This window comes from Streptomyces sp. OZ13 (assembly GCF_052068155.1).
In the GTDB taxonomy this organism is placed as follows: domain Bacteria; phylum Actinomycetota; class Actinomycetes; order Streptomycetales; family Streptomycetaceae; genus Streptomyces.
Genome location: NZ_JBQHCZ010000013.1, coordinates 136,985 through 160,840 on the forward strand (window position 1 = coordinate 136,985; position 23,856 = coordinate 160,840).

Annotated in this window: 30 protein-coding genes, 1 pseudogene and 1 riboswitch; of the genes and pseudogenes, 12 read left to right on the plus strand and 19 right to left on the minus strand. The window is 70.9% G+C overall.

Going from position 1 to position 23,856, the window contains the following annotated elements; all coding sequences use genetic code 11:
• Nucleotides 1-9: 9 nt before the first annotated feature.
• The gene (locus ACTMTU_RS26180) at nt 10-474 is read right to left on the minus strand and encodes an SSI family serine proteinase inhibitor (protein ID WP_441265899.1); all 465 of its coding nucleotides are present in this window, start codon (nt 472-474) and stop codon (nt 10-12) included.
• 353 nt (nt 475-827) lie between these two features.
• Here ACTMTU_RS26180 and ACTMTU_RS26185 point away from each other — a divergent pair, with 353 nt between their 5' ends.
• Nucleotides 828-1,037, plus strand: coding sequence for a DUF6381 family protein (locus ACTMTU_RS26185; RefSeq protein WP_441265900.1), 210 nt, complete (start codon nt 828-830; stop codon nt 1,035-1,037).
• Nucleotides 1,038-1,103: 66 nt separating this feature from the next.
• Here ACTMTU_RS26185 and ACTMTU_RS26190 read toward each other — a convergent pair whose 3' ends face one another.
• From ACTMTU_RS26190 to ACTMTU_RS26205, 4 genes are all read right to left on the minus strand, one after another.
• Nucleotides 1,104-1,454, minus strand: a complete 351-nt coding sequence (locus tag ACTMTU_RS26190) for a PRC-barrel domain containing protein (protein WP_441265901.1) — start codon at nt 1,452-1,454, stop codon at nt 1,104-1,106.
• Between the two features lie 108 nt (nt 1,455-1,562).
• On the minus strand, nt 1,563-2,267 hold the full coding sequence (locus ACTMTU_RS26195; protein ID WP_441265902.1) for a class F sortase: 705 nt from the start codon (nt 2,265-2,267) through the stop codon (nt 1,563-1,565).
• A gap of 203 nt (nt 2,268-2,470) precedes the next feature.
• Nucleotides 2,471-3,415: a nucleoside hydrolase gene (locus ACTMTU_RS26200; protein WP_441265998.1), complete on the minus strand. Its 945-nt coding sequence runs from the start codon at nt 3,413-3,415 to the stop codon at nt 2,471-2,473.
• Between the two features lie 85 nt (nt 3,416-3,500).
• Nucleotides 3,501-4,736, minus strand: coding sequence for a DNA primase (locus ACTMTU_RS26205; protein ID WP_441265903.1), 1,236 nt, complete (start codon nt 4,734-4,736; stop codon nt 3,501-3,503).
• Nucleotides 4,737-5,069: 333 nt separating this feature from the next.
• On the opposite strand from ACTMTU_RS26205, the gene ACTMTU_RS26210 reads away from it, so the two are divergent.
• The 3 genes from ACTMTU_RS26210 to ACTMTU_RS26220 all read left to right on the plus strand — a co-directional run bounded on the left by ACTMTU_RS26210 (nt 5,070) and on the right by ACTMTU_RS26220 (nt 7,078).
• Nucleotides 5,070-5,258 carry a hypothetical protein gene (locus tag ACTMTU_RS26210; RefSeq protein ID WP_441265904.1) on the plus strand — a complete coding sequence of 63 codons (189 nt, stop codon included), beginning with the start codon at nt 5,070-5,072 and terminating at the stop codon, nt 5,256-5,258.
• A gap of 183 nt (nt 5,259-5,441) precedes the next feature.
• A complete protein-coding gene (locus ACTMTU_RS26215; protein ID WP_441265905.1) occupies nt 5,442-5,780 on the plus strand; it encodes a DUF3140 domain-containing protein in 339 nt (112 codons plus the stop codon).
• A gap of 932 nt (nt 5,781-6,712) precedes the next feature.
• Nucleotides 6,713-7,078 (plus strand): hypothetical protein, encoded by a 366-nt coding sequence (locus ACTMTU_RS26220; RefSeq protein WP_441265906.1) that lies wholly within the window; start codon nt 6,713-6,715, stop codon nt 7,076-7,078.
• A 111-nt stretch (nt 7,079-7,189) separates the two neighbouring features.
• On the opposite strand, the gene ACTMTU_RS26225 is transcribed toward ACTMTU_RS26220, so the two are convergent.
• The 3 genes and pseudogenes from ACTMTU_RS26225 to ACTMTU_RS26235 all read right to left on the minus strand — a co-directional run.
• Nucleotides 7,190-7,594 (minus strand): ChaB family protein, encoded by a 405-nt coding sequence (locus ACTMTU_RS26225; RefSeq protein WP_441265907.1) that lies wholly within the window; start codon nt 7,592-7,594, stop codon nt 7,190-7,192.
• A 177-nt stretch (nt 7,595-7,771) separates the two neighbouring features.
• Nucleotides 7,772-8,110: a GNAT family N-acetyltransferase gene (locus tag ACTMTU_RS26230; RefSeq protein ID WP_441265999.1), complete on the minus strand. Its 339-nt coding sequence runs from the start codon at nt 8,108-8,110 to the stop codon at nt 7,772-7,774.
• A 24-nt stretch (nt 8,111-8,134) separates the two neighbouring features.
• Nucleotides 8,135-9,103, minus strand: a pseudogene (locus ACTMTU_RS26235) (pirin family protein); the annotation flags it as partial.
• A gap of 79 nt (nt 9,104-9,182) precedes the next feature.
• On the opposite strand from ACTMTU_RS26235, the gene ACTMTU_RS26240 reads away from it, so the two are divergent.
• Nucleotides 9,183-9,689: a carboxymuconolactone decarboxylase family protein gene (locus ACTMTU_RS26240; protein ID WP_441265908.1), complete on the plus strand. Its 507-nt coding sequence runs from the start codon at nt 9,183-9,185 to the stop codon at nt 9,687-9,689.
• A gap of 5 nt (nt 9,690-9,694) precedes the next feature.
• Here the strand turns inward: ACTMTU_RS26240 and ACTMTU_RS26245 are convergent, their stop codons facing one another.
• A complete protein-coding gene (locus ACTMTU_RS26245; protein WP_441265909.1) occupies nt 9,695-10,162 on the minus strand; it encodes a VOC family protein in 468 nt (155 codons plus the stop codon).
• Nucleotides 10,163-10,569: 407 nt separating this feature from the next.
• Here ACTMTU_RS26245 and ACTMTU_RS26250 point away from each other — a divergent pair, with 407 nt between their 5' ends.
• Together ACTMTU_RS26250 and ACTMTU_RS26255 are read left to right on the plus strand one after the other, a co-directional pair.
• Entirely contained in the window at nt 10,570-11,307 is a 738-nt protein-coding gene (locus ACTMTU_RS26250; RefSeq protein ID WP_441265910.1) for a lysophospholipid acyltransferase family protein, read from the plus strand.
• A gap of 273 nt (nt 11,308-11,580) precedes the next feature.
• Nucleotides 11,581-12,630: an NAD-dependent epimerase/dehydratase family protein gene (locus ACTMTU_RS26255; RefSeq protein ID WP_441265911.1), complete on the plus strand. Its 1,050-nt coding sequence runs from the start codon at nt 11,581-11,583 to the stop codon at nt 12,628-12,630.
• 28 nt (nt 12,631-12,658) lie between these two features.
• Here ACTMTU_RS26255 and ACTMTU_RS26260 read toward each other — a convergent pair whose 3' ends face one another.
• The 7 genes from ACTMTU_RS26260 to ACTMTU_RS26290 form a co-directional block, all read right to left on the minus strand.
• The gene (locus tag ACTMTU_RS26260) at nt 12,659-13,402 is read right to left on the minus strand and encodes an urease accessory protein UreD (protein WP_441265912.1); all 744 of its coding nucleotides are present in this window, start codon (nt 13,400-13,402) and stop codon (nt 12,659-12,661) included.
• A gap of 7 nt (nt 13,403-13,409) precedes the next feature.
• Nucleotides 13,410-14,087, minus strand: coding sequence for an urease accessory protein UreG (gene ureG / locus ACTMTU_RS26265; RefSeq protein WP_441265913.1), 678 nt, complete (start codon nt 14,085-14,087; stop codon nt 13,410-13,412).
• A 46-nt stretch (nt 14,088-14,133) separates the two neighbouring features.
• Complete coding sequence (locus tag ACTMTU_RS26270) at nt 14,134-14,898, minus strand: urease accessory protein UreF (RefSeq protein ID WP_441265914.1); 765 nt, start codon at nt 14,896-14,898, stop codon at nt 14,134-14,136.
• A complete protein-coding gene (locus ACTMTU_RS26275; RefSeq protein ID WP_441265915.1) occupies nt 14,898-16,619 on the minus strand; it encodes an urease subunit alpha in 1,722 nt (573 codons plus the stop codon). Before ACTMTU_RS26275 ends, ACTMTU_RS26270 begins: the two co-directional genes overlap by 1 nt.
• On the minus strand, nt 16,612-16,923 hold the full coding sequence (locus tag ACTMTU_RS26280) for an urease subunit beta (RefSeq protein WP_441265916.1): 312 nt from the start codon (nt 16,921-16,923) through the stop codon (nt 16,612-16,614). The genes ACTMTU_RS26275 and ACTMTU_RS26280 overlap by 8 nt, the downstream gene beginning before the upstream one ends.
• Nucleotides 16,924-16,934: 11 nt before the next feature.
• A complete protein-coding gene (locus ACTMTU_RS26285; RefSeq protein WP_441265917.1) occupies nt 16,935-17,237 on the minus strand; it encodes an urease subunit gamma in 303 nt (100 codons plus the stop codon).
• Nucleotides 17,238-17,373: 136 nt separating this feature from the next.
• Nucleotides 17,374-17,994: a TetR/AcrR family transcriptional regulator gene (locus ACTMTU_RS26290; RefSeq protein ID WP_441265918.1), complete on the minus strand. Its 621-nt coding sequence runs from the start codon at nt 17,992-17,994 to the stop codon at nt 17,374-17,376.
• 102 nt (nt 17,995-18,096) lie between these two features.
• On the opposite strand from ACTMTU_RS26290, the gene ACTMTU_RS26295 reads away from it, so the two are divergent.
• Nucleotides 18,097-19,080: an ABC transporter permease gene (locus ACTMTU_RS26295; RefSeq protein ID WP_441265919.1), complete on the plus strand. Its 984-nt coding sequence runs from the start codon at nt 18,097-18,099 to the stop codon at nt 19,078-19,080.
• Nucleotides 19,081-19,229: 149 nt separating this feature from the next.
• Here the strand turns inward: ACTMTU_RS26295 and ACTMTU_RS26300 are convergent, their stop codons facing one another.
• On the minus strand, nt 19,230-19,520 hold the full coding sequence (locus tag ACTMTU_RS26300; protein WP_441265920.1) for a type II toxin-antitoxin system Phd/YefM family antitoxin: 291 nt from the start codon (nt 19,518-19,520) through the stop codon (nt 19,230-19,232).
• An 86-nt stretch (nt 19,521-19,606) separates the two neighbouring features.
• On the opposite strand from ACTMTU_RS26300, the gene ACTMTU_RS26305 reads away from it, so the two are divergent.
• The 3 genes from ACTMTU_RS26305 to ACTMTU_RS26315 all read left to right on the plus strand — a co-directional run bounded on the left by ACTMTU_RS26305 (nt 19,607) and on the right by ACTMTU_RS26315 (nt 21,536).
• Nucleotides 19,607-20,242 carry an ATP-dependent Clp protease proteolytic subunit gene (locus tag ACTMTU_RS26305; protein ID WP_441266000.1) on the plus strand — a complete coding sequence of 212 codons (636 nt, stop codon included), beginning with the start codon at nt 19,607-19,609 and terminating at the stop codon, nt 20,240-20,242.
• Between the two features lie 7 nt (nt 20,243-20,249).
• Entirely contained in the window at nt 20,250-20,558 is a 309-nt protein-coding gene (locus ACTMTU_RS26310) for a hypothetical protein (RefSeq protein WP_441265921.1), read from the plus strand.
• 335 nt (nt 20,559-20,893) lie between these two features.
• Nucleotides 20,894-21,056, plus strand: a riboswitch (cyclic di-AMP (ydaO/yuaA leader).
• Nucleotides 21,057-21,059: 3 nt separating this feature from the next.
• Nucleotides 21,060-21,536 carry a C40 family peptidase gene (locus ACTMTU_RS26315; protein WP_441265922.1) on the plus strand — a complete coding sequence of 159 codons (477 nt, stop codon included), beginning with the start codon at nt 21,060-21,062 and terminating at the stop codon, nt 21,534-21,536.
• 32 nt (nt 21,537-21,568) lie between these two features.
• On the opposite strand, the gene ACTMTU_RS26320 is transcribed toward ACTMTU_RS26315, so the two are convergent.
• Nucleotides 21,569-22,198 (minus strand): LysE family translocator, encoded by a 630-nt coding sequence (locus ACTMTU_RS26320; RefSeq protein ID WP_441265923.1) that lies wholly within the window; start codon nt 22,196-22,198, stop codon nt 21,569-21,571.
• 83 nt (nt 22,199-22,281) lie between these two features.
• On the opposite strand from ACTMTU_RS26320, the gene ACTMTU_RS26325 reads away from it, so the two are divergent.
• Nucleotides 22,282-23,226, plus strand: a complete 945-nt coding sequence (locus tag ACTMTU_RS26325) for a LysR family transcriptional regulator (RefSeq protein ID WP_441265924.1) — start codon at nt 22,282-22,284, stop codon at nt 23,224-23,226.
• Between the two features lie 62 nt (nt 23,227-23,288).
• Here the strand turns inward: ACTMTU_RS26325 and ACTMTU_RS26330 are convergent, their stop codons facing one another.
• Nucleotides 23,289-23,720, minus strand: a complete 432-nt coding sequence (locus tag ACTMTU_RS26330) for an ATP-binding protein (protein ID WP_441265925.1) — start codon at nt 23,718-23,720, stop codon at nt 23,289-23,291.
• Nucleotides 23,721-23,856: the final 136 nt, after the last annotated feature.

Genomic DNA, 23,856 nt, shown 5'->3' on the forward strand with positions numbered 1-23,856 from the left:
CGGGCCCGGTCAGAAGCGGAAGACGGCCCCGGTCGCCACCGCGAGTTCGCAGGCGTTGGCGAAGGTCTTGTGCCAGGCGGTCGGTCTGCCGCGCCAGGCGCCGGTGGCACTGACCGTCACGGGGTCGTACTGCTTGGTGCACGGGTGCCGCTCCCCCGACAGCCGGTCCAGGTCACCGCGTGCGGCGTCCAGTGCGGCGCACGCGGCCGCCGCCTCCGGGTGGGGTCCCGCGGGCACGGGGCTGCAGTGCAGCAGCACGCCGCGGATCCAGGTGTTCTCCGATCCCGACAGGGTCAGGAACAGCCCGCGCGACGGCTTGGCGGCCGGGGCCGCGTCCGGGACCATTTCGGGCAGCTCCGCGACGGCGACCGTGCCGGGCCGGTCGGGCACGGGGGAAGCGGACGACGCCGCGGCGGGAACGGCCGCGGCGGTGGTGAGTAGGGCGGCTGCGGCAAGAACGGCGCTGCGGTGCATCCGGTGCTCCTGGCGGGGAAGCCGGCTCTGGGCCGGCGCTGTCTGGGCGAGCCATAGAGCACTCCGCGGACACGGCCGGTGGCAACGCGCCACGCCGCGCCCTGGCGCGTACGGGTGCTCCGGGTTGCTCCGTACGGCGCCGCCGCACCCGGTGAGCGCTTCGTCGTACTTCTGTGCCGCCGTCGGCCGGACGCGCCACGGCACCGGTCCGCTTCCGGGTCATCATGATGGGCGGTATCCACCATCACCGGATGATCCTTGTTTGTCCGGATTCGACGAGGGCATTCGGCCCTTTGCCAGGTACCGCGCCGTACCGCGGCGGACGACGGGGCCCCGGACCGCAGGAGGATGTCATGGCCGAGCAGGACAGCCATCGCGTACACGCCGAGCACGACAGGGACACGGCCGAGCGGCTGTTCGAGCAGGCCGGCCGCACCGACGACCCCGAGCAGTCGGAACGGCTCCGCTACCGCGCCGAGCGCCTGCGGTCGCGCAGTGAGGCGGAGCTGCGCCGGGAGCCCGGCGCGCAGTTCGACGACCCGGACGAGGAAGGCCCGCAGTGACCGACGGGCCCCGCGGGCGCTGACCCTCGCCTTCCTGCGGGCCGTCGGCCGCCCCGGCCGGGCCGGTCACATGTGACGGTTGGCGTAATGGCGCTCGATCAGCTCGATGTAGTCGGCGTCGTTCTCGTGCTTGCCGCTCTCGAAGTCGGGCGAATCCTTGACCTCGGCCCTGGTGCACCCCAGCCGTACGGTCTCGTTCCCGGTGTCGATCTGCGAGACCAGCCCGGCGGGCACCAGGACCCGCCTGCCGAGGATCCACGGCCCGGTGTCGACGACAAGGTAGGAGCGGCCCACTTCCTCGGTGTGCTTGTCGACCTTGCCGATCGACCCGTCGGACGCCTCGACCGAGTATCCGACGAGCTGCGCCCCGGGCACGTACTGCGCGGTCTCGGGGTAGCCCCACATGTCGCCTGCCATCGTCGCCTCCTCCTCTGCGCGGGCCGGCCCCGCACAGCGGCGCGGGTACCCGTGCGCTCCTGCCTGACACCGTCGCCCCGGGGACGGGAGCCGCGCCGACGTGCGCCGTCAAGCCTTCCGGGAGGAGACCATGTGGGCGAAGACGACCACGTTCTCCTTGTAGTCCTTCGCCTTCTTGTCGTACTCACCCCCACATGTGATCAGCCGCAGTTGCGGGTCGGGGGTGTCCGCGTAGACCCGGTCGTTGGGGAAGTCCGATTTGCTGAAGCTCTCGATCTCGTCGACCGAGAAGGTGACGGTCGTACCGTCCTTGCGCACCACGTCCACCAGGCTCCCCGGCTTTAGCTCACTGAGACTCATGAACACCCCGGGCCCGGTCTTCGTGTCGAGGTGCCCGGCGACGATCGCCGTACCGGCCTCCCCCGGCGTCACCCCCTCACGGAACCAGCCGACGAGGTTGCTGTCGTCCGGCGGCGGCGCGTCGAGCTGACCGGACGAACCGATGGACAGGGGCATGAACGGCGCGTCCACAGCGATCGGAAGGATCTTCAAGCGCGTCGGTTCGGCACGTGGTAGCCCCGGCCGGGTACTGGCCGAGGCGCTGGGGACCGCACTGGGAGAGGCGCTGGGCTTCGCACCGGGGGCGGCGGACACGGAGATCAGCGGCGTCGCGGCGGAATTGGCGTCCTCCGTCGTGCCGACGGAGTTGTAGATCAACACGATGCCGAGCAGGGCAGCGGCCAGGGGCCAGAGCAGGGAACGCCCGCGAGAGCGCTTCTCGGCCGGCTCCTTCGCTTGCTGTTGCAGGGCCATGAGGGCACACCTTTCACCGGGAGGAGTAGTGGCGACGTGATTACGGTCGGCCCGTTCGCGGCGCCTCACCACCCGGAGCAGCGGCATCCGGGCGATGCTGTGGCCCCGAAGAGTGACCCGGGCGGAATATTCACCCCTGGGCACGACGGGCGGCGCTGCGGCGGAGGCTGACCGATCGTCAGGACTTCGGCCGGCGTGGGCGGTCACGGGGCGCGCCGGCCGAGTGTCTCGACCGCCGCGATCACCCGGTCCCAGAACTTCTCCGCGTCCAGGTCGACCGCGACGAGTGCGTTGACGGGCCGGTCGAGGTATTTGTGCAGGTCCACGACGGTCGCCCCACGCGTGTACCGCCCGTGCAGCTCGACGGCCACGTTCGCCTCGACGCACCGCACGATGTCCGGGTCGATGACGCGGGCCACGGCGACCGGGTCGTGCAACGGAGGCGCGGCGAACCCCCACAGCCGGCGGTAGGCCGAGCCGAAGAACGTCATCAACTCCACGCAGAGGCGGGCCAGTGGGGTGTCGAGACGCTCCAGCCGGGCCAGCACCTCCGCCGTGGCGAGCGCCTGGTGCGTGACATCGAGACCGCACATGGTGACCGGAAGACCGCTGCCGAAGACGATGTCGGCTGCTTCGGGGTCGACAAGAATGTTGAACTCGGCCGCCGGCGTGGTGTTCCCCAGCCCGATGGAGCCGCCCATCAGCACGATCTCGCGGATGTGCCGGGCACTGTCCGGATGACGGGTCAGCAAGAGCGCCACGTTGGTCAGCGGACCGGTCGGGACGAGGGTGACCGGCTCGGGATGCGCGGAGAGGACCCTGTGCATGAGGTCGACCGCGTGTTCCGGCACCGCCTCCACAGTGGGTTCCGGGAACCGCGGCCCGTCCAGCCCCGACTCGCCGTGGACGTCTCCCCCGACCCTGAGCGGCTGGACGAGCGGACGCGCGCAGCCGGCCGCGACGGGGACACCGGTGATCCCTGCGACGGTGCAGACCCGGCGGGCGTTGAGGGTCGTCTTGTCCAGGGTCTGGTTCCCGGCGACCGTGGTGATCGCCAGCAGTTCGACCGCCGGGTCCCCGGCGGCCAGCATGAGGGCCAGGGCGTCGTCATGTCCGGGATCGCAGTCGATGATGACGGGGACGGGCACGGGCACGGCTCCACCTTGCTGTCGAAAAGGCGGCCGCTGCCCCGGCGGGGGCAGCGGCCGCACATGTCACCGCGAGCGGATCCGATCAGGCCGAGGGGGCACCGGCCTTGCGGCGCCGCAGCATGTAGGCACCGGCGCCGAGGCCGCCCAGCAGAAGCAGGCTGCCCGCCGCCATGCCGCTGCCGGAGGAGGCCAGGCCACCGCCGCCGGTGTGCATGCCGCCATTGGGCTTCTCGCCCTTCCAGCTGTCGGACTTCTCGTGGTCGTCCTTGTCGTCCTTGTCGCCCTTGTCGCCCTTGTCGTAGTCCTTGTCGTCCTTGTCGCCCTTGTCGTAGTCCTTGTCGCCCTTGTCCTCGTCCTTGTCCTCGGACTTGTACTTGTCCTCGTCCTTGTCCTCGGACTTGTACTTGTCCTCGTCCTTGTCCTTGTCCCACTCGTCGTTGGTCAGAGTGGCGAGGGCGCCACCGCCGGTGTGCACACCACCGTGCGGCTTGTCACCCTTGTCGTAGTCCTTGTCGTCCTTGTCCTTGTCGTCCTTGTCGTAGTCCTTGTCGTCCTTGTCCTTGTCGTCCTTGTCCTTGTCGTCCTTGTCGTCCTTGTCGCCCTTGTCGTAGTCCTTGTCGTCCTTGTCCTCGGACTTGTACTTGTCCTCGTCCTTGTCCTCGTCCCAGTGGTCGTTCCCGACAGAGGCGAGGGCGCCGCCGCCGGTGTGCATGCCACCGCGCGGCTTGTCGCCCTTGTCGTAGTCCTTGTCGCCCTTGTCCTTGTCCTTGTCCTTGTGCTCGTCCTTGTCGCCCTTGTCGTGGTCCTTGTCCTTGTACTCGTCCTTGTCGCCCTTGTCGTGGTCCTTGTCCTTGTGCTCGTCCTCGTCCTTGTCCTCGGACTTGTACTTGTCCTCGTCCTTGTCCTCGGACTTGTACTCGTCCTTGTCCCACTCGTCGCTGCCGACCGAGGCGAGGGCACCGCCGCCGGTGTGCACGCCACCGTGCGGCTTGTCGCCGTTGTCGTAGTCCTTGTCGTCCTTGTCGTCGTCCTTGTCGTCCTTGTCGTCCTTGTCGTCCTTGTCGTAGTCCTTGTCGTAGTCCTTGTCGTCCTTGTCGTCCTTGTCGTCCTTGTCGTAGTCCTTGTCGCCCTTGTCGTAGTCCTTGTCCTCGGACTTGTCCTTGTCCTCGTCCTTGTCGGACTTCCAGTTGTGCTCGCTGCTGTAGGACGAGTCGTCCTTGTCCGAGTCGGCGACGGCCAGGGCGTAGGCCCCGGGCCCGGCGATGGCGAGAGCGGCCGTAGCTGTGGCCGAGGCAATGAGAATGCGGGCAGAGCGCATTGCGAGGTCCTTTCGTCGCGGCTGCGTCAGCTGACATTCCGTCGGCTCGTCGGTCCACAGCGGCGACATGCACAACCGTCAAGGCGATGCGTCGTCCTCACCACTCGGGTTGGTGCTTGCGTGTACGGGTGTCCCTCATTCAGTTCTATGAGCCGGGCGCGCGGACGCCCGCGGCGTGCGGCCGTCCGTACCGCGGGGCGGGGGAGGTCCCGCGGACAGGCGTTCGCAACGGCTCAGGCAGGTCCGCGGCGACGGTCGGCTGCCGTCCGCGGTTTGCGCTCGGGGACGCATACCCACTGATCAGGGGGACTCGGCGGGGAGGAGGTGACTGCGATGCCCGAGCCAGGCAGCAAGAATTACGACGAGCGGCGTGCCCGTCTGAGGAAGGACGCCGAGAGTCAGGGCGTCTCCGACCAGGAGGCCAACGAGGGCGCCAACGCCACTCTCCAGCAGGATCCGGAGTACCGGTCCCGCGGTCCGCGCACCGAGCGGGGCCGGGGCCCGAAGGGTGAACGCCACTAGCGGTGACGGCTTGCTCGCACGGGCCTTTCACCACGCCGCGGAAGGAGCAGGGCCGGCCGGCACCGCCCGTGCCGGCCCTGCTCGCATGCGGCTGCCCGCCCGGAAGGCCGGACGGGGCGACCCCGCGTTTGTCACCGCGCGAAATCGGCTACCCGCCGATCAGGAAGAGCCGAGGAGGATGTCATGGCAGTGTCCGACCAGGTCAGTACGGAACTGTGGGACGAGTTCCACACGGTGGTCAACATGACCTCCCGCGAACTTCAGGAGTGGCTGAGCGTCGACGCAGCGGCGGAGGAGACCGAAGAACTCCCCGATCAGGCCGGCCCGCCCACGGGCCGTAAGGTCCTCGAGATCCTGGGCAAGCGCCGCACCGACCTCACCGCGGACGACGCACGCGTCATGCAGCGGGTCTGTGACGTCGTCCGGTCGCAGCGCAATGCCGAGATGGACCCGAAGGCGGGTGACGCCAACTGGCGGCACAGCCTGATGAACATCGGCCACGATCCGCTCAAGCCGACGTGAGACGTGGCTGCCGACGCAGTCGTGGCCACAGCTGGAGCAGCGCGCCGTACGGCCCGACAGGCCATGCGGCGCGCTGCTGTCCGCCGTTCGTCGGCTGCTGTTCGTCGCCGCGACCGCCGGCAGACGTGGCTCACTCGTTCGTGTTTGCCTTGTTCGTGCCCGCCGTGGTGGCGGAACCGGTGCCTGCGGACTCACCCATCCCGGGGGCACGGAACCCCTTTCGTCCGTGCTGAGTGCCACCTTGGTCCAGCCCGATTCACGGCGGTCGAAGGCCTCGTGGGCCGCGATCGCGTCCGGCGTCTGCGCCCAGTGGGTGATCAGCGGCGTGGGGTCCAGCCGGCCGGAGGCCACCTTGGACACGAGGTGGGGCACGTGGTGACGGTGGTTGCAGTTGCCCATCTTCAGCGTCAAGTTCTTCATGAACGCCTCACCGAAGGGATAGTGCTCCACCTGCGGCGGATAGACGCCCGCGGTGCCGATGGATCCGGCCTTGGCCACCATCCGTACCGACCGGCGGGCGGCGAGTGACGGCGCGTCCACCACCACCCAGGTGTCACCGTGGGGCGGACGCTGGGCGTCGACGCCCACGGCGTCGACCACCCGTTCCACACCGATGACGCCGGTGAGGTCGCGGACCGCCTCGACCGGGTCCTCGGCGTTGAAGGCGGGGGCAGGCTGCCGCGGCCCGCGTACAGGAGGGCGGCTGTGGCTGCGCGACATGGCTGTGTGGGTGGCGGACATCCGGGAACCCGCCACCACGCACGGTCCTGGCCGGGCAGCCCGGCGACGGGTTCGGCCGGCCCGCGTGGTCTCGCGGAGGCGTGGGCCGCCGGCATCGGCGCCGTCACAGGCTGTCACGGCTGGCCCGGGCGGCAACGGGCACCGGAACGCCCGCACGGAACCGAGAACCAGACGATCCGCAGGAGCCTCTGATGGCCGACGAGAAGAAGTCCGACACGCAGACACCCCGGCACGACGCGCTGCCCCTCCCCGACTACGACCACCTGCCGACGGAGGCCCTTCAGCAGCGCATCCGCACACTGGCGCGGGAGGATCTCCAGCAGGTGCTGGCCTACGAGGAGGCCCACGCGAACCGGCTTCCCATCGTGCGGGCGATGCAGGTCCGGCTGCAGGAACTGGACGCCGGCGCCACGCCGTCGGGCGGCGCTCCGGGCGGCCTCGCACCGGAGCAGGCACCGGGGGCGGCCGGCGGTTCGGCGGTCTCCCCACAGACCGCGGGCCCGCCTGTGAACCCGCCGTCGCACGGCACCCCGCAGAACCCGGCACAGCCCCGCTGAGACGCGACGACCCGACCGGAACGCCACAGACCCGAGGGCAGGAACCCTCGTCCGGTGACGAGGGTTCCTGCCCTCGGGTCTGTGGCGTCGCCGCGTGCCGGGGCTCGGCGCTCAGCCGGAGCGGGCGCGGCGCGTGCTCGAACGATTCGCCTTCTGGACCGCCTCGAGCAGTTCGGACTTCGTCATGTGGGAGCGGCCGCCGATGTCGAGCCGCTTGGCGAGGTCGTAAAGGTGCTGCTTCGTGGCCTGCTCGTCGACGCCTTCGGCGCTGGGGGCCGGCTGCTGCCTGGGCGTGGCGGCCCGCGGGTCGGAGGGGCCCTTGCGCCCCTTCTCCTTGCGTTCCCAGTGGTCGGCGACCTTCTCGTACTTGTGCTTCAGGGCGCTGAACGCGACACGGTGCGCCCGCTCCCCTTCGCCGTACTGCTCGACCGCCGAATCATGTGCCTTGATCCAGGTGCGCTGAGCGTCCTTGGGAGAGCGTTCCAGCGTGGACGGAAGCTCTTCGCGTCCTGGCATGGCCATCACCTCCTGCGTGCCGTGTACGACGCGTTCCCACCTCTCACGGGTCGAAACGGCGCGCCCTCCGGCGCCGCCGGGCCGCCACGTGCCCGATCGGCGCAAGTACGCGCCGCCGGAAGCGACTTCAGCGCAGGCAGGGAGCCGGACTCCGGCTCCCTGCCTGCGGACGTGGTGTCAGTGGAGCTCGCCGTCGAGCCACTGGAGAATCTCGGGCGTCACGGGATCGGAGATGTCCTCGAACCCGTCGTGCTTCTCCAGGTACTTCTTGACGTAAGGACAGACCGGCACGATGCGCTTGTGCGCCGCGCGGACGTCGTCCAGGGCGTCGTGCACGAGCCGGGAGGCCAGGCCCTGTCCGGAGAACGCTTCGTCGATCTTGGTGTGGTAGAAGACCCGCTGGTCGCCGCGGTCTCGGTAGGCCGTGAACCCTGCGATCCCGCCGTCGACCTGGATCTCGTAGCGGTGCTCCGCCGGCACGTGGCGGACGGTGGGCGCGGCGGTCTGCTCTGTCATGGTCTTTCCTTCTGCGGGCGGGGCGGGGTTCTTCCGGGGGGAGATGATTGCGTTGGGGAGTGCGGGTGCCGGGAGGCGGTGTCCGTCGTAGCCCTCGACCCGGCCGAAGCGGTCCGACTCGGCCTGCCACTCCTCGCGGGCCCGGACGATGTCGTCGTGGGTGCGGCCGATGAAGTTCCACCACATGACGATCTCCTCGGGGAACGGCGGCCCGCCCAGCAGCACCAGCCGCGCTGTCCCGGGTGCCTCGTTCGTGAGGGTGAGCGTGTTCCGGCCAGGGCCGGCGTAGCCGAGCTCGGTGGGCCGCAGAGTCGTCCCCTCCATGCGGACGTCGCCGGTGTCGACGAGAACGCCGTGCTCGAAGTCCGGATCGGTGCCGAGGGTCACGGTGGCGCCCGGAGCCACGGACAGCTCGGCCCCGAGCAGGGGCGTGAAGGTGCGCACCGGGGACGTGACACCGGCGAGCGAACCCAGGAAGACGCGGGCCTCGCCGCCGTCCAGCGGAACCTGGTCCGGTACGTGGTGCTGGAAGTCCCGCTCGGCGTTCCGGTGCTGCTCGGGCAGTGCCACCCACAACTGGACGCCGTGCAGCCGTGTGGTCCGGGGCGTCGACACCTCCGAGTGGCTGATCCCGTATCCGCCTGTCATGAGGTTCACCTCGCCCGGCCGCACGAAGGCGTGACTGCCCAGGCTGTCGCGGTGTTCGATCTCGCCGGTGAAGAGCCAGCTCACCGTCTGGAGCCCGGTGTGCGGGTGGGGAGGAACGTCCATGCCACCGGTCGCGGCGACGTCGTCGGGTCCGTAGTGGTCGGCGAAGCACCACGCGCCGATGAGAGTGCGGGCCCGCTGGGGCAGGGTGCGCCGCACCGTCATCGCGCGCGGGCCGCCGAGGGGGACGCTCCGCGCGGTGAGGACTTCGACGGGAGGTCGGGACGCGCCATCCGCCCGAGCTCCGCAGGCCAACTCGGCAGGATGCACTTCCGTATTGCTCACCGCGAACCCTCCTCAGAAAAAGTTTCGTTTTCAACATCCTCATGATAGGACGGGCAGCGAGAGATCGCGCGACCAAGGAGTGCACGTGGCAGAAACCTCAGCACCGGAGACCGGCGGCCGGGTCTTCATCGACAGACAGAGCCCGGACGCCTACCGCGCGCTGACCGCCACGGCCGAGGCGGTCAAGAACGTCGCGGCCCGGTCGGGGCTGGACCGGATCCTCGTCGAGCTGATCAATATCAGGGTCTCCCAGCTCAACGCCTGCGCCTACTGCCTCAGCCTGCACACAAGGAAGGCCCTGCGCACCGGCGAGACCACACAGCGGCTGGGCGTGCTCGCGGCGTGGCGCGACACCGCGCTGTTCAGCCGCCGGGAGCGGGCGGCGCTCGCCCTCGCGGAGGCCACCACCCGTCCGGCGGACCTCGGCGCGCAGGACGCGGCGTATGCCGAGGCGCGGGCCGCTCTGTCGGACGACGAGATCTCCGCCGTGATCTGGGTGGCGATCACCATGAACGCGTTCAATCGCGTCTCCGTCATGAGCAAGCACCCGGTGCGCCGCGATCCGGCGCCGTCGCCTCAGGAGTGACGCCGTCAGGGTGGGGATCCCGCTGACCCGTCGGGCCGGTCGGCGAACACACCCTTCAGCATGCCCGTCGCCTGCCCCACCTCGATGAGGTAACCGTCGGGGTCACGCAGGTAGCAGCGCAGTTCGGCCTTGCGGTCGAGGGGGCGGGTGAGGAAGCGGGCGCCCTTGGCTAGGGCGTCGGCGTAGAAGGAGGCGATGTCCGCGACGCGGACGTTCAGGAACGCGGACACCGTCCCGTCCTCCTCCGGCGGCACCAGCGTGATGCCGGGTTTGTCGGGGGTGGGGCCGCCTCCCGGGTTCATGATGATCCAACTGTTGGCCACCTTCACGATCGCCGGGTTCTCCTCCAGCACGATGTCGCCGCCGAAGATCTCGGCGTAGAAACGCCGCGAGAGCGCGACGTCGCGCACGGTCAGGAAGTGCGTGAGGAGAAGGCCCTGCTCGGGTGCGGGGAGATCACCAGGAGTTGCCATCGCTCGGCTCCTTTCTGGACCGGCCCACCGGGCCCGCACCCGGCTGCTCCCGGCCCGGAAGGGGCGGGTACCCCGGCCCGGCGGTGCCAGGCACCGGAGGCGGTCCGCCGGCCCCGCCGGGGCCAGGACGGTCGTCCCGTCGTCGTGCCGGGCCGGAAGCGACGCATGCCCGTTCTGAGATGCGGGGTCTCGGGCTACGATCGATCGCCGGAGAACGCAGGCGGAGCCTTCATCGGCCGCCAACAATCTGACGCCCCATGATGTGAGGGAGCAAGGAGTCAGCATGAGTCCGATCAGAGCCGATCAGGGTCGACCTCGCCCACAGTGCTGCTGAGGCCGCGGGTGCGGGCTGTACGCGGGCAGAACACGGCCTCAGGGCCGATCCGGGGAGAGTTGGGAGAGACGCCGTGTTCTATTACGTGCTGAAATACGTGCTCATCGGACCGCTGCTGCGGTTGCTCTTCCGGCCGCGGATCGAAGGACTGGAGCACATCCCCGCCGAAGGCGCGGCGATCGTGGCGGGCAATCATCTGTCGTTCTCCGACCACTTTCTGATGCCTGCGATCATCAAGCGGCGCATCACGTTCCTCGCCAAGGCGGAGTACTTCACGGGGCCCGGCCTCAAGGGCCGGCTGACCGCCGCGTTCTTCCGCAGCGCCGGGCAGATCCCGGTCGACCGGTCCGGGAAGGAAGCCGGGCAGGCCGCCATCCGGGAAGGGCTCGGGGTGCTGAACAAGGGCGAGTTGCTGGGCATCTACCCCGAGGGCACGCGCTCGCACGACGGCCGGCTCTACAAGGGCAAGGTCGGTGTCGCCGTCATGGCGCTCAAGGCCGGGGTGCCCGTGGTGCCCTGCGCGATGGTGGGGACGTTCGAGATCCAGCCGCCCGGACAGGTGATCCCGAAGGTCAAGCGGGTCACGGTCCGGTTCGGGGAGCCGCTGGACTTCTCGCGGTACGCGGGCATGGAGAACGAGAAGGCGGCGATCCGCGCGGTCACCGACGAGATCATGTACGCGATCCTCGAGCTCTCCGGGCAGGAGTACGTCGACCGCTACGCCGCCGAGGTGAAGGCCGAACAGCAGGAGCAGCTGGAGCAGGAACAGCGCGGCGGCAAGCCGAAGAGGCTTCCCGGGCGCCGCTCCTGAGCCATGCCCGCGCGCGCCGTCGGGCGCCGCGCACTCAGGCGGCGTGCCCCGCCGCGGACGCCGGTCGCGAACTGCGGAGCTCCCGGACCGCGGCTGCGTACCCGGGCCGCGCATCCCGGCCTCGGAGCGCGAATCTCCCGGACCGCGGATCTTCCGCACCGCGGCCGCGGAACCCGGCGGCGTGCCCGGCCGCGGACGCCGGCCGCGAACCGCGGATCTGCGCTCCGCTAATTTCGCGGCCGCCACGCCACCCCCGCGCCTAGCGTGCCTGTCATGAGCAGAGGAAACGCGTTCGTGCTGGGCGCTTCAGGACAGATGGGACGGGCGGCGGTGGCCGCCCTGGTCGCGGACGGTTGGGAGGTCCGGGCGGCCTCCAGGGGCGGCGTCGTGGACGAGACGTGGCCCGACACGGTGCGGTCGGTGCGGGTGGACCGGGAGGACGACGCGGCCCTCGCGGAGGCCGTCGGAGAGCGCTGTGACGTCCTCGTCGACATGGTGGCCTTCGGCCATGGGCACGCCCGCCAGCTGAGGAGGATGTCGGACCGGATCGGGTCGGCCGTCGTCATCTCGAGCGGCGCGGTCTACGAGGACGACCGGGGGCGCAGCTTCGACACCCAGGGCCGGCCCGACGGCTTTCCGCGTTACCCGGTGCCGATTCCGGAGGCCCAGGCCACCGTGGCCGCCGGGGAGTCGACGTACGGCACCCGGAAGGTGGCGCTGGAGCAGGAGTTGCTGGCCGCAGGTGACGAGCTGCCCGTGACCCTGCTGCGGGCGGGCGCCGTCCACGGGCCGCACTGCCGCACCCCGCGTGAACTGTACTTCGTCAAGCGGGCACTGGACGGCCGCCAGGTGCGTGTGCTGGCGTACGGCGGTCTCAGCAGGTTCCATCCCGTCCATGTGTCCAACGTGGCGGAACTGGTCCGGCTGTCGGCCCGCAGGCCCGGCTCGCGGGTGCTGAACGCGGGCGACCCGGACGCACCCACCGTGGCCGAGATCGGCGACGCGATCGACGCGGTGCTCGGCCGGCGCACCGAGACCGTCCTCGTCGACGGGCCGCCGCCGTCGTCCTCGGTGGGCGAGACCCCCTGGTCCGGTGCGCATCCGGTCGTCTACGACATGAGTGCCGCGGAGGCCGAGTTGGGCTATCGCGCGGTGACCGGCTACGCCCAGTCCCTGCCGGCGACCGTGGAGTGGCTCGCGGCGCGCCTGCACGGCAGGGAGTGGACCGAGGCGTTCCCCAAGATGGCCGCGAACTACGGGAAGGACGCCTTGTTCGACTACGCGGCGGAGGACGCCTGGCTGGCGGAGCACCGGGCCGGCTGACCAGGACACGACCGGGGCCACCGCCGCGTCACGGGCTGCCGAACAGATGCCGCAGGGCGCCGTCGAGCACGCGCCGCAGCGCGAGGGCGTCCGCCGCGAGCGCGGTGACCAGTGCGGCCGGTCCGGCGAGCGGCGTGAGCGCCGCGGTGGGGCCGAGGGACACCGGCTCCGGCGGCTTGTCCTCGTACCCGGGGTCGACGACGAGGAGTTGGCCGGCCGCCCGGTGGCCGGCGAGCACGGCGGGCCCGTCCCAGCCGCCCGGAGCGCCGGGGCCGCAGGAGAACCCGGTGTCCAGCAGGGGGCGGCCGGTGCGGTGGACGGTGAGCCGGGTGGCGAGGGTGCCGGGCTCCTCGCCGTACCGGCCGAGGATCTGTTCCTCCCGCAGCACCAGCCGTGCCGTGGCGGCGAGTCGGACGCGGGTGCGCATCCGCAGGTCGCTTCCTTGCGCGGAGATCAACTGCTGCGGCAGCCAGTGCAGTTCGGCGTCCTCTCCGACGTCCAGCGTGGTGTCGTACCGGGCGTGCCGCCGTTCTGCGCCGGGGAGGGCGATGGTCGCGGCGGCCGAGTCGACGGTGAGGCGGGCGCCGTCGCGCACCTCGGCCTCGACGGCGAGCCGGTCGCCGCCGAGGGGTGCGCTCATGGCGCCGACGAGGGTGACCCGCAGCTGCGGTCCGGTGGAGCGGGTGCGGCGCAGCGCCAGCGGCCCGTCGCTCGTGAGGACGGGCAGGCCCGTGCGGTCGGCGACGATCCGGGCAGTCGCGTGGACGCTCATCCGGGATTCATCCGGTCCACGCGGCGAGCTGCGCGCGCACCCAGTCGGCGACCGGCGCGATGCCGTCCGGCTCGCGCAGCGAGGTGAAGACGACGGGGAGCTCGCCGCGCTGCTCCTCGGCGTCGCGCGCCATGCGGCCGAGGTCGGATCCCACGTACGGGGCGAGGTCGGTCTTGTTGACGACGAGGAGGTCGGCCGTGGTCACGCCCGGGCCGCCCTTGCGCGGGATGTCGTCGCCGCCGGCGACGTCGATGACGAATGCCTGGGCGTCGACGAGGCCCTTGGAGAACGTGGCGGTGAGGTTGTCGCCGCCCGATTCGACGAGGATCAGGTCCAGGGGGCCGACGCTGTCCTCGAGGTCCTCCACGGCCTCCAGATTGGCGGAGATGTCGTCGCGGATCGCCGTGTGCGGGCAGGCTCCGGTCTCCACGGCCTGGATGCGCTCGGGCGGCAGCACCGCGTTGCGGAGCAGGAACTCGGCGTCCTCACGGGTGTAGATGTCGTTGGTGACGACCGCGATGGACAGTGTGTCGCGGAGCGCGGCACACAGGGCGGCGACCGTGGCGGTCTTCCCGGAGCCGACGGGCCCGCCGAGGCCGATGCGCAGCGCTCGGCGGCTGCCGTCGGGGCGGGCGGCGTCCGCGCCGACGGCGGCCGGTGACTCGTGCTGGTGGCCGATGTGCATGGCTGCGGCTCCTTGGTGCGTGCGGGAATCCTGAAGGCGGGACGGGTCAGGAGGCGAAGAGACGGACGGGCCAGGCCGCGTGCTGCTCCGCCCAGATGTCGAGCAGTGGTGCGGAGGCGGCGGGCAGGTCGTCGACGCCCATGCGGGCCAGGCCGGCGGCGCGTGCCGCGACCTGGTCCATTTCGGGGGCGAGACGGGCGAGGACGGCGGTCGCGCGGAACGGGTCGAGGGACAGCAGTCGTACGGCGGCGGTGGCGGCGCCGCCGACCGCCTCGTACGCGGCGCAGTGCGCGGCGTCCTCGGGCCCGAGGCCCGCCGCGCGGGCGGCGGTGCCGAGGACCACCGGCTGGTGCGCCCCGCGCGGGAACACCGAGGCCAGAGCGTCGAGTCCGGGAGCCGGCCATGCGGCCCGCGCGGCGCGCATCAGCTGGCGGCCGAGCTTGCGTGAAGTGGCGCGCAGCGCGGGCGACGGCGTCCGGGCGTCCGCCGCAGCGTCGAGCGCGAAGGGGTCGTGGCCGAACGCCGCCGCGGCGGCGAGCCCCGCGGCCGTGAGGCCCGTGGTGTGCAGCCGCCCCCGGCAGAACGCGGCGAGGTCGTCGGCGTCACGGATGCGTCCCGCCTTCACCGCTGCCTCGGCCCCGCCGGAATGCGCGTGCCCTCCTGCGGGGAACCGCCCGTCACAGAGCACGAGCAGCGCGGCACGGACGGCGGCAGGCGGCTCATGGACGGCCCCGGCGGCGGGCTTCTCGTGCCGAGCGCCGGCGGCGGGATCCCCGTGGCCGAGGTGCGTATCGGTGTCGGAAGGGCGCATCAGAACAGGAAGTACCGCTGAGCCATGGGGAGTTCCGCGGCGGGTGCCGGCTCGACCGCTTCCCCGTCGATCGTCACCGTGAAGGTGTCGGCGTCGACCTCCACCCGGGGCAGGGCGTCGTTCTCGCGCATGTCCGCCTTCGTCACCCGCCGGGTGTTCTTGATCGGCACGAACTTCTTGGCCAGGCCGAGTCGTTCGGGCAGGTCGTCCTCGATCGCCGCCTGTGCGACGAAGTTGAAGGATCCCCTGGCCGCCGCGCGCCCGATGGCCCCGAACATCGGTCGTGGCATCACGGGTTGCGGTGTCGGGATCGAGGCGTTGGCGTCTCCCATCTGCGCGTAAGCGATCTGGCCGCCCTTGATCACCAGTTGCGGCTTGACTCCGAAGAAGGCCGGGTCCCACAGCACGAGATCGGCCAGTTTGCCGGTCTCGACCGAGCCGATCTCGCCGTCGAGGCCTTGCGCGACCGCGGGGTTGATCGTGTATTTGGCGACATAGCGACGTGCCCGGTGGTTGTCCGCGCGGCCGTCGCCGGGGAGCGCGCCGCAGCGCTTCTTCATGACGTGCGCGGTCTGCCACGTACGCATCACCACTTCCCCGATGCGCCCCATCGCCTGCGAGTCGGAGGAGATGATCGAGATCGCTCCGAGGTCGTGCAGGACGTCCTCCGCCGCGATGGTGGACGGCCGGATCCGGGACTCGGCGAAGGCGAGATCCTCCGGAACGGCGGGGTTGAGATGGTGGCAGACCATCAGCATGTCGAGGTGCTCGTCGATGGTGTTGACCGTGTGCGGCCGGGTCGGGTTCGTCGAGCTGGGCAGCACATGTGGCTCGGAGACGACGGTGATGATGTCGGGTGCGTGCCCGCCGCCCGCGCCCTCCGTGTGATACGCGTGGACGGTGCGGCCCGCGATGGCGGCGAGGGTGTCGCCGACGAACCCGGCCTCGTTCAACGTGTCTGTGTGGAGGGCGAGTTGCGCGCCGGTCTCGTCGCAGACACGCAGGCACGCGTCGATGACCGACGGGGTGGCGCCCCAGTCCTCGTGGATCTTGAATCCGAGCGCGCCGCCGCGCAGCTGCGAGTACATGGCGTCGCGGGAGACGGTGTTGCCCTTGCCGAGCAGGCCGATGTTGACCGGGAAGGCTTCCAGCGCCTCGAACATCCGGCCGAGGTGCCAGGGGCCGGGTGTGACCGTGGTGGCCTTGGTGCCCTCCGCCGGCCCTGTGCCGCCGCCGACGAGGGTGGTCACGCCGGTGGCGAGCGCCTGCTCGACGACGGTCGGCGAGATGAAGTGGACATGTGCGTCGATGGCTCCGGCGGTGACGATCTTCCCGTTGCCCGCGATGATCTCCGTCTCGGGCCCGATGACGAGGTCGGGGTGGACGCCGTCCATGGTGTCGGGGTTGCCGGCCTTGCCCACGCCGCTGATCCGGCCGTCCCGGACACCGATGTCGGCCTTGACGACACCCCAGTGGTCGAGCACGACCACTCCGGTGATCACGGTGTCGGGCGCGCCGTCGGCGCGTGTCGCACGGGCCTGGCCCATGGACTCTCGGATGACCTTGCCGCCGCCGAACACCGCCTCGTCACCGGCCCGGCCCGGGCCGCCGCAGCGGTCGTCCTCGATCTCGATGATCAGGTCGGTGTCGGCGAGCCGGACACGGTCGCCGGTCGTGGGGCCGAACAGGTCGGCGTACACGGCGCGGTGGAGTTCAGCCATCGAGAGGTCCTCCGGTCTCCCCACGCAGTCCGGCGACGATCCGGCGCCCGGCGATCGGCACGAGTGCGACGTCGACCGGGATGCCGGGCTCGAAGCGCACGGCGGTGCCGGCGGCGACGTCGAGCCGCTTGCCACGGGCGGCGGCGCGGTCGAACTCGAGGCCGGGGTTGGCCTCGGCGAAGTGGTAGTGGGAGCCGACCTGGACCGGGCGGTCGGCGGCGTTGACGACGGTGAGGCGGGTGACCTCACGGCCCTGGTTGAGGAGGATGGGGCCGTCACCGTGGAGGATCTCTCCGGGAATCATCGTTCCGCCCCTCAGACGATCGGGTCGTGGACGGTGACGAGCTTGGTCCCGTCGGGGAAGGTGGCCTCCACCTGGACGTCGTGGATCATCTCGGGGATGCCGTCCATGACGTCGTCACGGCTGAGCACCTTCCGCCCGGACGCCATGAGTTCCGAGACGCTGCGGCCGTCGCGGGCGCCTTCGAGGATGTGCGAGGTGATGAGGGCGACGGATTCGGGGTGGTTGAGCTTCACCCCGCGCGCCCTGCGCTTCTCCGCCACGTCGGCGGCCACATGGATGAGAAGCCGTTCCTGCTCGTGCGGGGAGAGTTGCACGCGTCCACCTCACTGTCGTCCGGCCCGGTAGCTCCCTGGGCGTGAGGACCGTAACGCGCTGCGACAGCCTGTTGACCTGTCCGCGGGCATCTCACGACCAGAGGTTGAACGTTAGGGCGCGGATTTTTCCGGCGCGTTAACTGATCTCGGGATCCCGCATGGACATCAGAGCCCGCAGGCCGTCCTCGAGGACCTCGACACGCACATCGCCGAACAGCGCCTGCTGCGCGATGAACCCCTGGGCGGTGGCGATCAGGGTCCGCGCCACATGGTCGGCGTCGACGTCCGCCTCCATCTGCCCGTTCGCCCGATAGGCGTGCACCAGTTCGGCCCACGCCTGGCGCATGCCGTTGTAACCGGTGGCGAGGATCGCGGCGAGACGCTCGTCGCGCAGGGTCTCGGTCCACGTCTGGACGACCAGTCGGGCGAAGGCCTGACGGTCGCCGCCGGGCACCTCCTCGACGAGCATGCGGCGCAGCACCCGCCCGAGGAGCACATCGGGTGTGGGCGGTGGCGTGGTGGCCGCGGCCTCCTCGAACGCGGCGCGGATGCTGCTGAACGCCTCGTCGGCGATGGCGGCGATCAGCTCGTCCTTGCCGCGGAAGTAGCGGTACACGGCACCGGCCGACAGGCCGCACTCGCTCAGGATGTCCTGCATCGATGTGGCGTGGAAGCCGTTGCGGGAGACGCAGCGGGCCGCGCCGTCAAGGATCTGACGGCGGCGGGCGTCGAGGTGCTGCTGGGATACGCGTGCCATGGCCCCAAAAGTAAAACGAACATTCCTTCTTGACAAGGACCGGAGGCAGCAGGACAGTGGCCAAAAGATAAAACGAACGATCCTTCTCTATAAGGAGTCCTCATGTCCGCTGCACCGGCCCGCCGCATGATCGCGGTGATCGTCCTGGTCCCGGTCGTGGTGGCGCTGGCCCTGTGGGCCTTCGCCTGGCCGGCCGCCAGGACCGCCCCGCGCGACCTGCCCATCGGCGTCGCGGGACCCGCGGCGGCCGTCACCCAGCTGGAGCGGGCCTTCGAGCAGCGCGAAGGCGCTTTCGACGTCCACCGCTACGACGACGAGGCCTCGGCCAGAACCGCGGTCGAGGACCGGGTCGTATACGGCGCCGTCGTCGCGGGACCGGACGGCACGAGGCTGCTGACCGCTTCCGGAGCCGGCCCCGTCGTCGCCCAGCTCCTCAAGGAGGCCGTCACCGCTCAGGCCCCCGCCGGCACTCAGGTGGAGGTGACGGACGTGGCCCCGCTCCCGTCCGGGGACCCTCGGGGCACCGCGCTCGCGGCGAGCGCCCTGCCACTGGCCCTCGCGGGAGTCGCCGCGGGGGCGCTGGTCACGATGTCCGGCCTGCGCGGAGCCCGTGCCGCCGCCGCGCTCGTCGGCGCCTCGGCGCTGGTGGGCGTCACCGCCGCGGCGATGGCCCACAACTGGCTCGGTGTACTGCAGGGCGACTGGTGGGCGGAGGCGGCCGCACTGAGCCTGACGGTCGCCGCACCGGGAGCGGCCGTGGCCGGGTTCGCCGCGCTGCTCGGAACGCCGGGCATCGGCCTCGGCGCGCTGCTGATGGTGCTGCTCGGCAATCCGTTCTCAGGCGCCGCTTCCGCGCCGGAGCTGCTTCCGGAGCCGGTCGGCGCGATCGGCCAGTGGCTGCCGCCGGGCGCCGGAGCGACACTGCTGCGCTCGGTCGCCTACTTCGACGGGCGCGGCGCCGCGGCACCGCTCCTGACGCTGTCGGTATGGGCGGCGCTGGGCCTGGTGGCCGTGTTCATGGGCGGCAGGCGCCGCGCCGCGGGGCTTACACAAGCGGAGCGGCCCGCCCCCGTACCGGTCGCCTGACCGGCTGACGCCCCGGTCATCCGACCGGCCGCGCGTCCCCGCTGTAGCGGACGGGGGCGCGCGGCCTTCGTATGTCCGGACGCGTCAGGGTGCCGGACCGTGCGACGGGCGCACGCGACCGGGCCGGCCCTGGCGCCTCGGCCCGGCCGCTAGGGGCGGTCCCTCGGAGGGCGGTGCTCGGCCGCCAGCCCGAAGCGGCCGCGGTCGGGAGAACCGGAGGACACCGATCCGAAGGAGGACACGGAGCTGATGATCTGCTCCTCCGCCGCCTCCGGAGCCTCCGCCTCCTGCTCCAGCCGCTCCAGGTCCGCGGCGGAGACCAGCGCGACGAGCGGCTTCCCGTGCCGGGTCACCACGACTCGCTCGCCGCCGTAGACGACACGGTTGATCAGATCGGCGAGCTCGGCGCGAGCTTGCGTCACCGGAATTTCGTAGGCCATGCTCCCATTCTAACCGTCTGTACATCCTGTACATTCTTTACATGGCCAGGAGAGATCTCCACAGCCGTGACGACGAGAGGTGTGCCATGAACCGTCCGTCCGCCCGCTATGTCCTGCCGGAGCTCACGGAGCGCACATCCTTCGGGACGCGCACGCTCGATCCGTACTCGAAGCTGATGGCCGAGCGGATCGTCTTCCTGGGGACCGCCGTCGACGACACGGCGGCGAACGACGTCATCGCGCAGTTCCTGCACCTCGAGTACGAGGCTCCCGACCAGGACATCTGCCTGTACATCAACTCCCCCGGCGGATCACTGAGCGCCATGTCCGCCATCTACGACACGATGCAGGTCGTCATGTGCGACGTGGCGACTACCTGCCTGGGCCAGGCCGCCTCCACGGCGGTCGCCCTGCTTGCCGCGGGCACTCCCGGCAAGCGCATGGCACTGCCCGGCGCGCGGATCGTGATGCAGCAGCCCGCATACGAGGAGCCGTTGCGCGGACAGCCGTCCGATCTGGAGATCCACGCCGCCGAGTTGCTGCGACTGCGTGAGCAACTCGGCTCGATGCTGGTGCGCCACACCGGCAACGACCCGGACCGCATCAGGGCCGACCTGGAGCGCGACAAGATCTTCGACGCCACCGCGGCGAAGGAATACGGCCTGATCGACCACGTCGTCGCGAGCCGCAAGCTCTCGGCCGTGCCACCCACGGCGAGGTGAGCGCGGGATGCTGCCGCCCGAACTGCCGCCACTGCCGGCACTCACCCGCGCCGAGGCCGAGTTCGTCGACGCCTACCTCGAAGTCGTCGACCTGCTCGGCAGGATCAACCCCGCCCGTGCCACCCATACCTATGGGGCCCTGCGCGCCGCGCAGGCGCTGGTCGGACGGGCCGCCGCGCTCAAGGACGCCCTGACACTCATGCACATCCGGGGGGAGAACGAGCTGTACACGGACACGCTGACCAAGGCGCTGCGCGTCCTGGACGGCGAGCGCAGGACCAACCGGCTGACCATGCCTCCCGTTTCCACGAGTTGACGGACGTTCCGGTGCCGCCCGCCGACACGGCGCGCGACACACGTACCCCGTTCGGTGGAGCTTTGCCCAAGTTGTCGCAAGGCCCCGGACTTGCGTCGGCGGGACCACCGATCTGGCGCAATGGGGCGCTTCAACTGCTGGTACGGGACGGGTCCGGAGCGCGGGAGAAGGGGTCCGAGAGGCCTGCCCACCCGAAAGGTCCAGTCGTGATCAGCTTCACAAAAGCCGTTTCAACTCGGAAATCGGACATCGGTGGGTAACGATCCGTGAGACGACAAGCCCCCGCCACCTCGACGGGGCGGTCCGGGCGGACGCTGAATCCTGCCGCCGCACCGGATGTCTGGTCGACGGAATTGCATCGGCAGGAGTGGAGGACCCAGCAGTACGGCGTGACCGGTTGTCCCGGCCACGCCTTGGGGTGAAGCCGCTGCGGCGGCCGGGCGTCTTCGCCGTCCGAACCCGACAGGTCACCCTTCACAGGCGGCTGACGAAGGGTTGCGCATGACTGCGCAGATGCATCTCCCCCACCTGTTCTCACGGGCGGGCGCCGTATCGGCACTCACCATCGCCGCCGTAGGCGGCACACTTCTGGCCCCGGGCGGCGCTGTTGAAGCGCATGCGATCAGCAGCCACGCGAGCAAGGCGCTCAAAGTGGCCGCGTCGAAGAAGGGCTCGCCGTACCGGTACGGCGGCACGGGCCCGTCCCGCTTCGACTGTTCCGGGCTGACGCTCTATTCGTACAAGAAGGCGGGCAAGAAGCTGCCGCGCACCGCCCAGCAGCAGTACAACCGGACCCGTCATATCTCCGCCTCGCATCGGCAACGCGGTGACCTGGTGTTCTTCCACGCCGGCGGTGCCGTCTACCACGTGGGGATCTACGCCGGGAACGGGAAGATCTGGCACTCGCCCAAGACGGGTGACGTGGTCCGGCTGGTCAAGATCTGGACGAAGAGCGTCAAGTACGGCCGCGTGCGCTGACGCGCCGCCAGGTCCTGCCGGCCTGGGTGGTGTCAGTGCGCGGTCGACCGGATCAGCAGGGCCGCGCCGAGCGTGGTCAGCGCGCCTCCCGAGACGCCTTCGACGGCGCGGGCGGTCCGCGGCCGGCGCAGCCACCGGCCGAGCCGGTCGACCATCAGCGCCACCGCCGGGAACCAGAGCAGCGCGATCAGCACGACCGTGCCTGCGAGCAGCAGCGTGCGCGGCAGCACGGCCGCGCCGTCGGGAACGAACTGCGGGAGCAGGCTCAGGAACAGCACCGGCGCCTTCGGGTTGAGGACGTTGGTGAGGAAGCCCTGCCGCAGGCCGCGTCCGACGCCGTGCGGGTCCGCGGTCCGCGGACCTGCCGGCTCCGGGCGCGGGCGCAGTGCGGCGTGCAGCGAGCGGACCCCGAGATAGAGCACATAGGCACCGCCCGCTGCCTGCAGCGTCCGGTAGAGAACGGGCGCGGTGGCGAGTACGGCGGCGAGTCCCGCCACGGCCAGGGCCGTGTGGACGAGCAGCCCGCCGGCCACTCCTGCCGCGCAGGCGACACCGGCGCGGCGTGAGGCTACCGCGTTGCGTACGACGACGGTGAAATCGGCGCCGGGCACGGCGACCATGCCTGCGGCGAGCCCGATGAAGGCGATGAGCTGTCCGTCCATGCGTCCCAGCGTGGACGCCCTTAGCCCTTAACGTGTACTTGCGATTTCTGCAGGGAGGTCTGAAGCAACGCTTAAGGGGTGGCATGTACGACCCGACCCGGCTGGCGGCTCTCGTCGCCGTGGCGGACGCCGGTTCCATCACCCGGGCCGCCGCCCGGCTCGGATACACGGCTCCGGCGCTCTCGCAGCAGATCGCCAAGCTGGAACGGGAGGCCGGGGCAGTCCTCCTCGTGCGCTCGCACCGGGGCGCACGGCTGACGGCGGCCGGCGAGCTGCTCGCGGAACGCGCCCGCCGGGTGCTGGACGAGATGGACCGGGCCCGCCATGAGCTGGCAGGGCTCACCGGCCTGGCCGGCGGCCGGCTCCGGGTCGGCACGTTCACGACGGTCGGGATCCATCTGCTGCCGCCCGTGCTGAGCGCCTTCCGCCGCGCGCACCCGGACGTGGAGCTCACCGTCGCCGAGTACGAGCCGCCCGGCGGGGTCACGGCCGTGGCCACGGGTGAGGTCGATGTGGCGCTGACCCATGCCTATGAGCCGGCCGAGCCGGCCGCCGCGCCGCAGGGGGTGGTGGTCGAGGCCCTCCTGGTGGAGGAGTTGGTGCTCGTGACCGCTCCGGGGCATGTGCTCGCCGACGGTTCCGGCCGGCTGCCCGTGGGCGACCTGGCGGGCCAGCCTCTGATCAGCAGCGCGCCGTCGCATCCGCCGCGCAAGGGGGTGGAGCGCGCGCTCGCGAGCGCCGGCGCCACACCTGCCGTGGTCTGCGAGTCGCCGGGGTACGCACTGGTGTGCGCCCTCGTCAGCGCGGGACTGGGGGTGGCCGTCGTGCCGGAGATGGTCGCCGCGATGGCCGCGACGCCCCTGCGGGTACGGCAGTTGGAACCTGCGTCGTTCCGCAGGACGATCTCGGTGGTGCACCGGGGCGAGGAGTCGGGTCCGGCCGTGCGGTCGCTGCGGGCGCTGATGCGTGGCGCGTTCGCGAGGGCGGGCAGCAGGGCACGGTCCGTCCGCGAAGAAGGGACTCTTTGAGCCGGGACTGTTCGAGCCGCGGGCCGTTCGAGCCGGCAAATCGTTTCTGGCGGGGTCAGCGGTCAGCTCTGCACGGGCACGGACCAGGGCAGTGCGATCCAGACGGTCTTTCCGCCCTCCTCCGTGGGCGTGACGGACAGCCGGCCGCCGTACTCCGCGGTGAGCGTACGGATGATGACCATGCCCCGCCCGTTGTCCTGCCGGACGGCGGCGGGCAGCCGCTGGGGCCAGCGCGGATGGCTGTCGGTGACGCCGATGCACAACTGCTCGTCGCGCTCGAGGCGCAGATCCACCGTGAAGGTCGGGGACTGGCCGAAGGTGTGCTGTACGGAGTTCGTGGCGAGCTCGGAGACGATCAGTTTGACGGTGTCGACGGTCTCGGCGTCCGGCTCCAGCCCCCATTCGCACAGAACATCCGTGACATATCTCCTGGCGGCGGATACCGACGCCGGATCGCTCGGCAGAGTGGCGGATGCTTCTTGGTGGTCTGCCATGGCGGCGCTGTCCCTTTCCCACCGCGGCCGGGCTCCGACTCGTAGCGGATGAAACGCGGGAACGGCCACGGATTACGCTTCTGCGTCAGACTGCCACTTATCGTCCGTCAGGGGCGCCGATCCACCGAGATACGCA

Excerpts from the sequence above, each read along its gene's own strand:
- ACTMTU_RS26275 (WP_441265915.1), bottom strand. The coding sequence starts at position 16,619 with ATGGCTGAACTCCACCGCGCCGTGTACGCCGACCTGTTCGGCCCCACG.
- ACTMTU_RS26325 (WP_441265924.1), top strand. The coding sequence starts at position 22,282 with ATGTACGACCCGACCCGGCTGGCGGCTCTCGTCGCCGTGGCGGACGCC.
- ACTMTU_RS26210 (WP_441265904.1), top strand. The coding sequence starts at position 5,070 with ATGCCCGAGCCAGGCAGCAAGAATTACGACGAGCGGCGTGCCCGTCTG.
- ACTMTU_RS26270 (WP_441265914.1), bottom strand. The coding sequence starts at position 14,898 with ATGCGCCCTTCCGACACCGATACGCACCTCGGCCACGGGGATCCCGCC.
- ACTMTU_RS26245 (WP_441265909.1), bottom strand. The coding sequence starts at position 10,162 with ATGGCAACTCCTGGTGATCTCCCCGCACCCGAGCAGGGCCTTCTCCTC.
- ACTMTU_RS26225 (WP_441265907.1), bottom strand. The coding sequence starts at position 7,594 with ATGCCAGGACGCGAAGAGCTTCCGTCCACGCTGGAACGCTCTCCCAAG.
- ACTMTU_RS26295 (WP_441265919.1), top strand. The coding sequence starts at position 18,097 with ATGTCCGCTGCACCGGCCCGCCGCATGATCGCGGTGATCGTCCTGGTC.
- ACTMTU_RS26215 (WP_441265905.1), top strand. The coding sequence starts at position 5,442 with ATGGCAGTGTCCGACCAGGTCAGTACGGAACTGTGGGACGAGTTCCAC.
- ACTMTU_RS26195 (WP_441265902.1), bottom strand. The coding sequence starts at position 2,267 with ATGGCCCTGCAACAGCAAGCGAAGGAGCCGGCCGAGAAGCGCTCTCGC.
- ACTMTU_RS26220 (WP_441265906.1), top strand. The coding sequence starts at position 6,713 with ATGGCCGACGAGAAGAAGTCCGACACGCAGACACCCCGGCACGACGCG.
- ACTMTU_RS26280 (WP_441265916.1), bottom strand. The coding sequence starts at position 16,923 with ATGATTCCCGGAGAGATCCTCCACGGTGACGGCCCCATCCTCCTCAAC.
- ACTMTU_RS26230 (WP_441265999.1), bottom strand. The coding sequence starts at position 8,110 with ATGACAGAGCAGACCGCCGCGCCCACCGTCCGCCACGTGCCGGCGGAG.
- ACTMTU_RS26255 (WP_441265911.1), top strand. The coding sequence starts at position 11,581 with ATGAGCAGAGGAAACGCGTTCGTGCTGGGCGCTTCAGGACAGATGGGA.
- ACTMTU_RS26315 (WP_441265922.1), top strand. The coding sequence starts at position 21,060 with ATGACTGCGCAGATGCATCTCCCCCACCTGTTCTCACGGGCGGGCGCC.
- ACTMTU_RS26205 (WP_441265903.1), bottom strand. The coding sequence starts at position 4,736 with ATGCGCTCTGCCCGCATTCTCATTGCCTCGGCCACAGCTACGGCCGCT.
- ACTMTU_RS26300 (WP_441265920.1), bottom strand. The coding sequence starts at position 19,520 with ATGGCCTACGAAATTCCGGTGACGCAAGCTCGCGCCGAGCTCGCCGAT.
- ACTMTU_RS26180 (WP_441265899.1), bottom strand. The coding sequence starts at position 474 with ATGCACCGCAGCGCCGTTCTTGCCGCAGCCGCCCTACTCACCACCGCC.
- ACTMTU_RS26290 (WP_441265918.1), bottom strand. The coding sequence starts at position 17,994 with ATGGCACGCGTATCCCAGCAGCACCTCGACGCCCGCCGCCGTCAGATC.
- ACTMTU_RS26310 (WP_441265921.1), top strand. The coding sequence starts at position 20,250 with ATGCTGCCGCCCGAACTGCCGCCACTGCCGGCACTCACCCGCGCCGAG.
- ACTMTU_RS26190 (WP_441265901.1), bottom strand. The coding sequence starts at position 1,454 with ATGGCAGGCGACATGTGGGGCTACCCCGAGACCGCGCAGTACGTGCCC.
- ACTMTU_RS26320 (WP_441265923.1), bottom strand. The coding sequence starts at position 22,198 with ATGGACGGACAGCTCATCGCCTTCATCGGGCTCGCCGCAGGCATGGTC.
- ureG (WP_441265913.1), bottom strand. The coding sequence starts at position 14,087 with ATGCACATCGGCCACCAGCACGAGTCACCGGCCGCCGTCGGCGCGGAC.
- ACTMTU_RS26330 (WP_441265925.1), bottom strand. The coding sequence starts at position 23,720 with ATGGCAGACCACCAAGAAGCATCCGCCACTCTGCCGAGCGATCCGGCG.
- ACTMTU_RS26260 (WP_441265912.1), bottom strand. The coding sequence starts at position 13,402 with ATGAGCGTCCACGCGACTGCCCGGATCGTCGCCGACCGCACGGGCCTG.
- ACTMTU_RS26185 (WP_441265900.1), top strand. The coding sequence starts at position 828 with ATGGCCGAGCAGGACAGCCATCGCGTACACGCCGAGCACGACAGGGAC.
- ACTMTU_RS26305 (WP_441266000.1), top strand. The coding sequence starts at position 19,607 with ATGAACCGTCCGTCCGCCCGCTATGTCCTGCCGGAGCTCACGGAGCGC.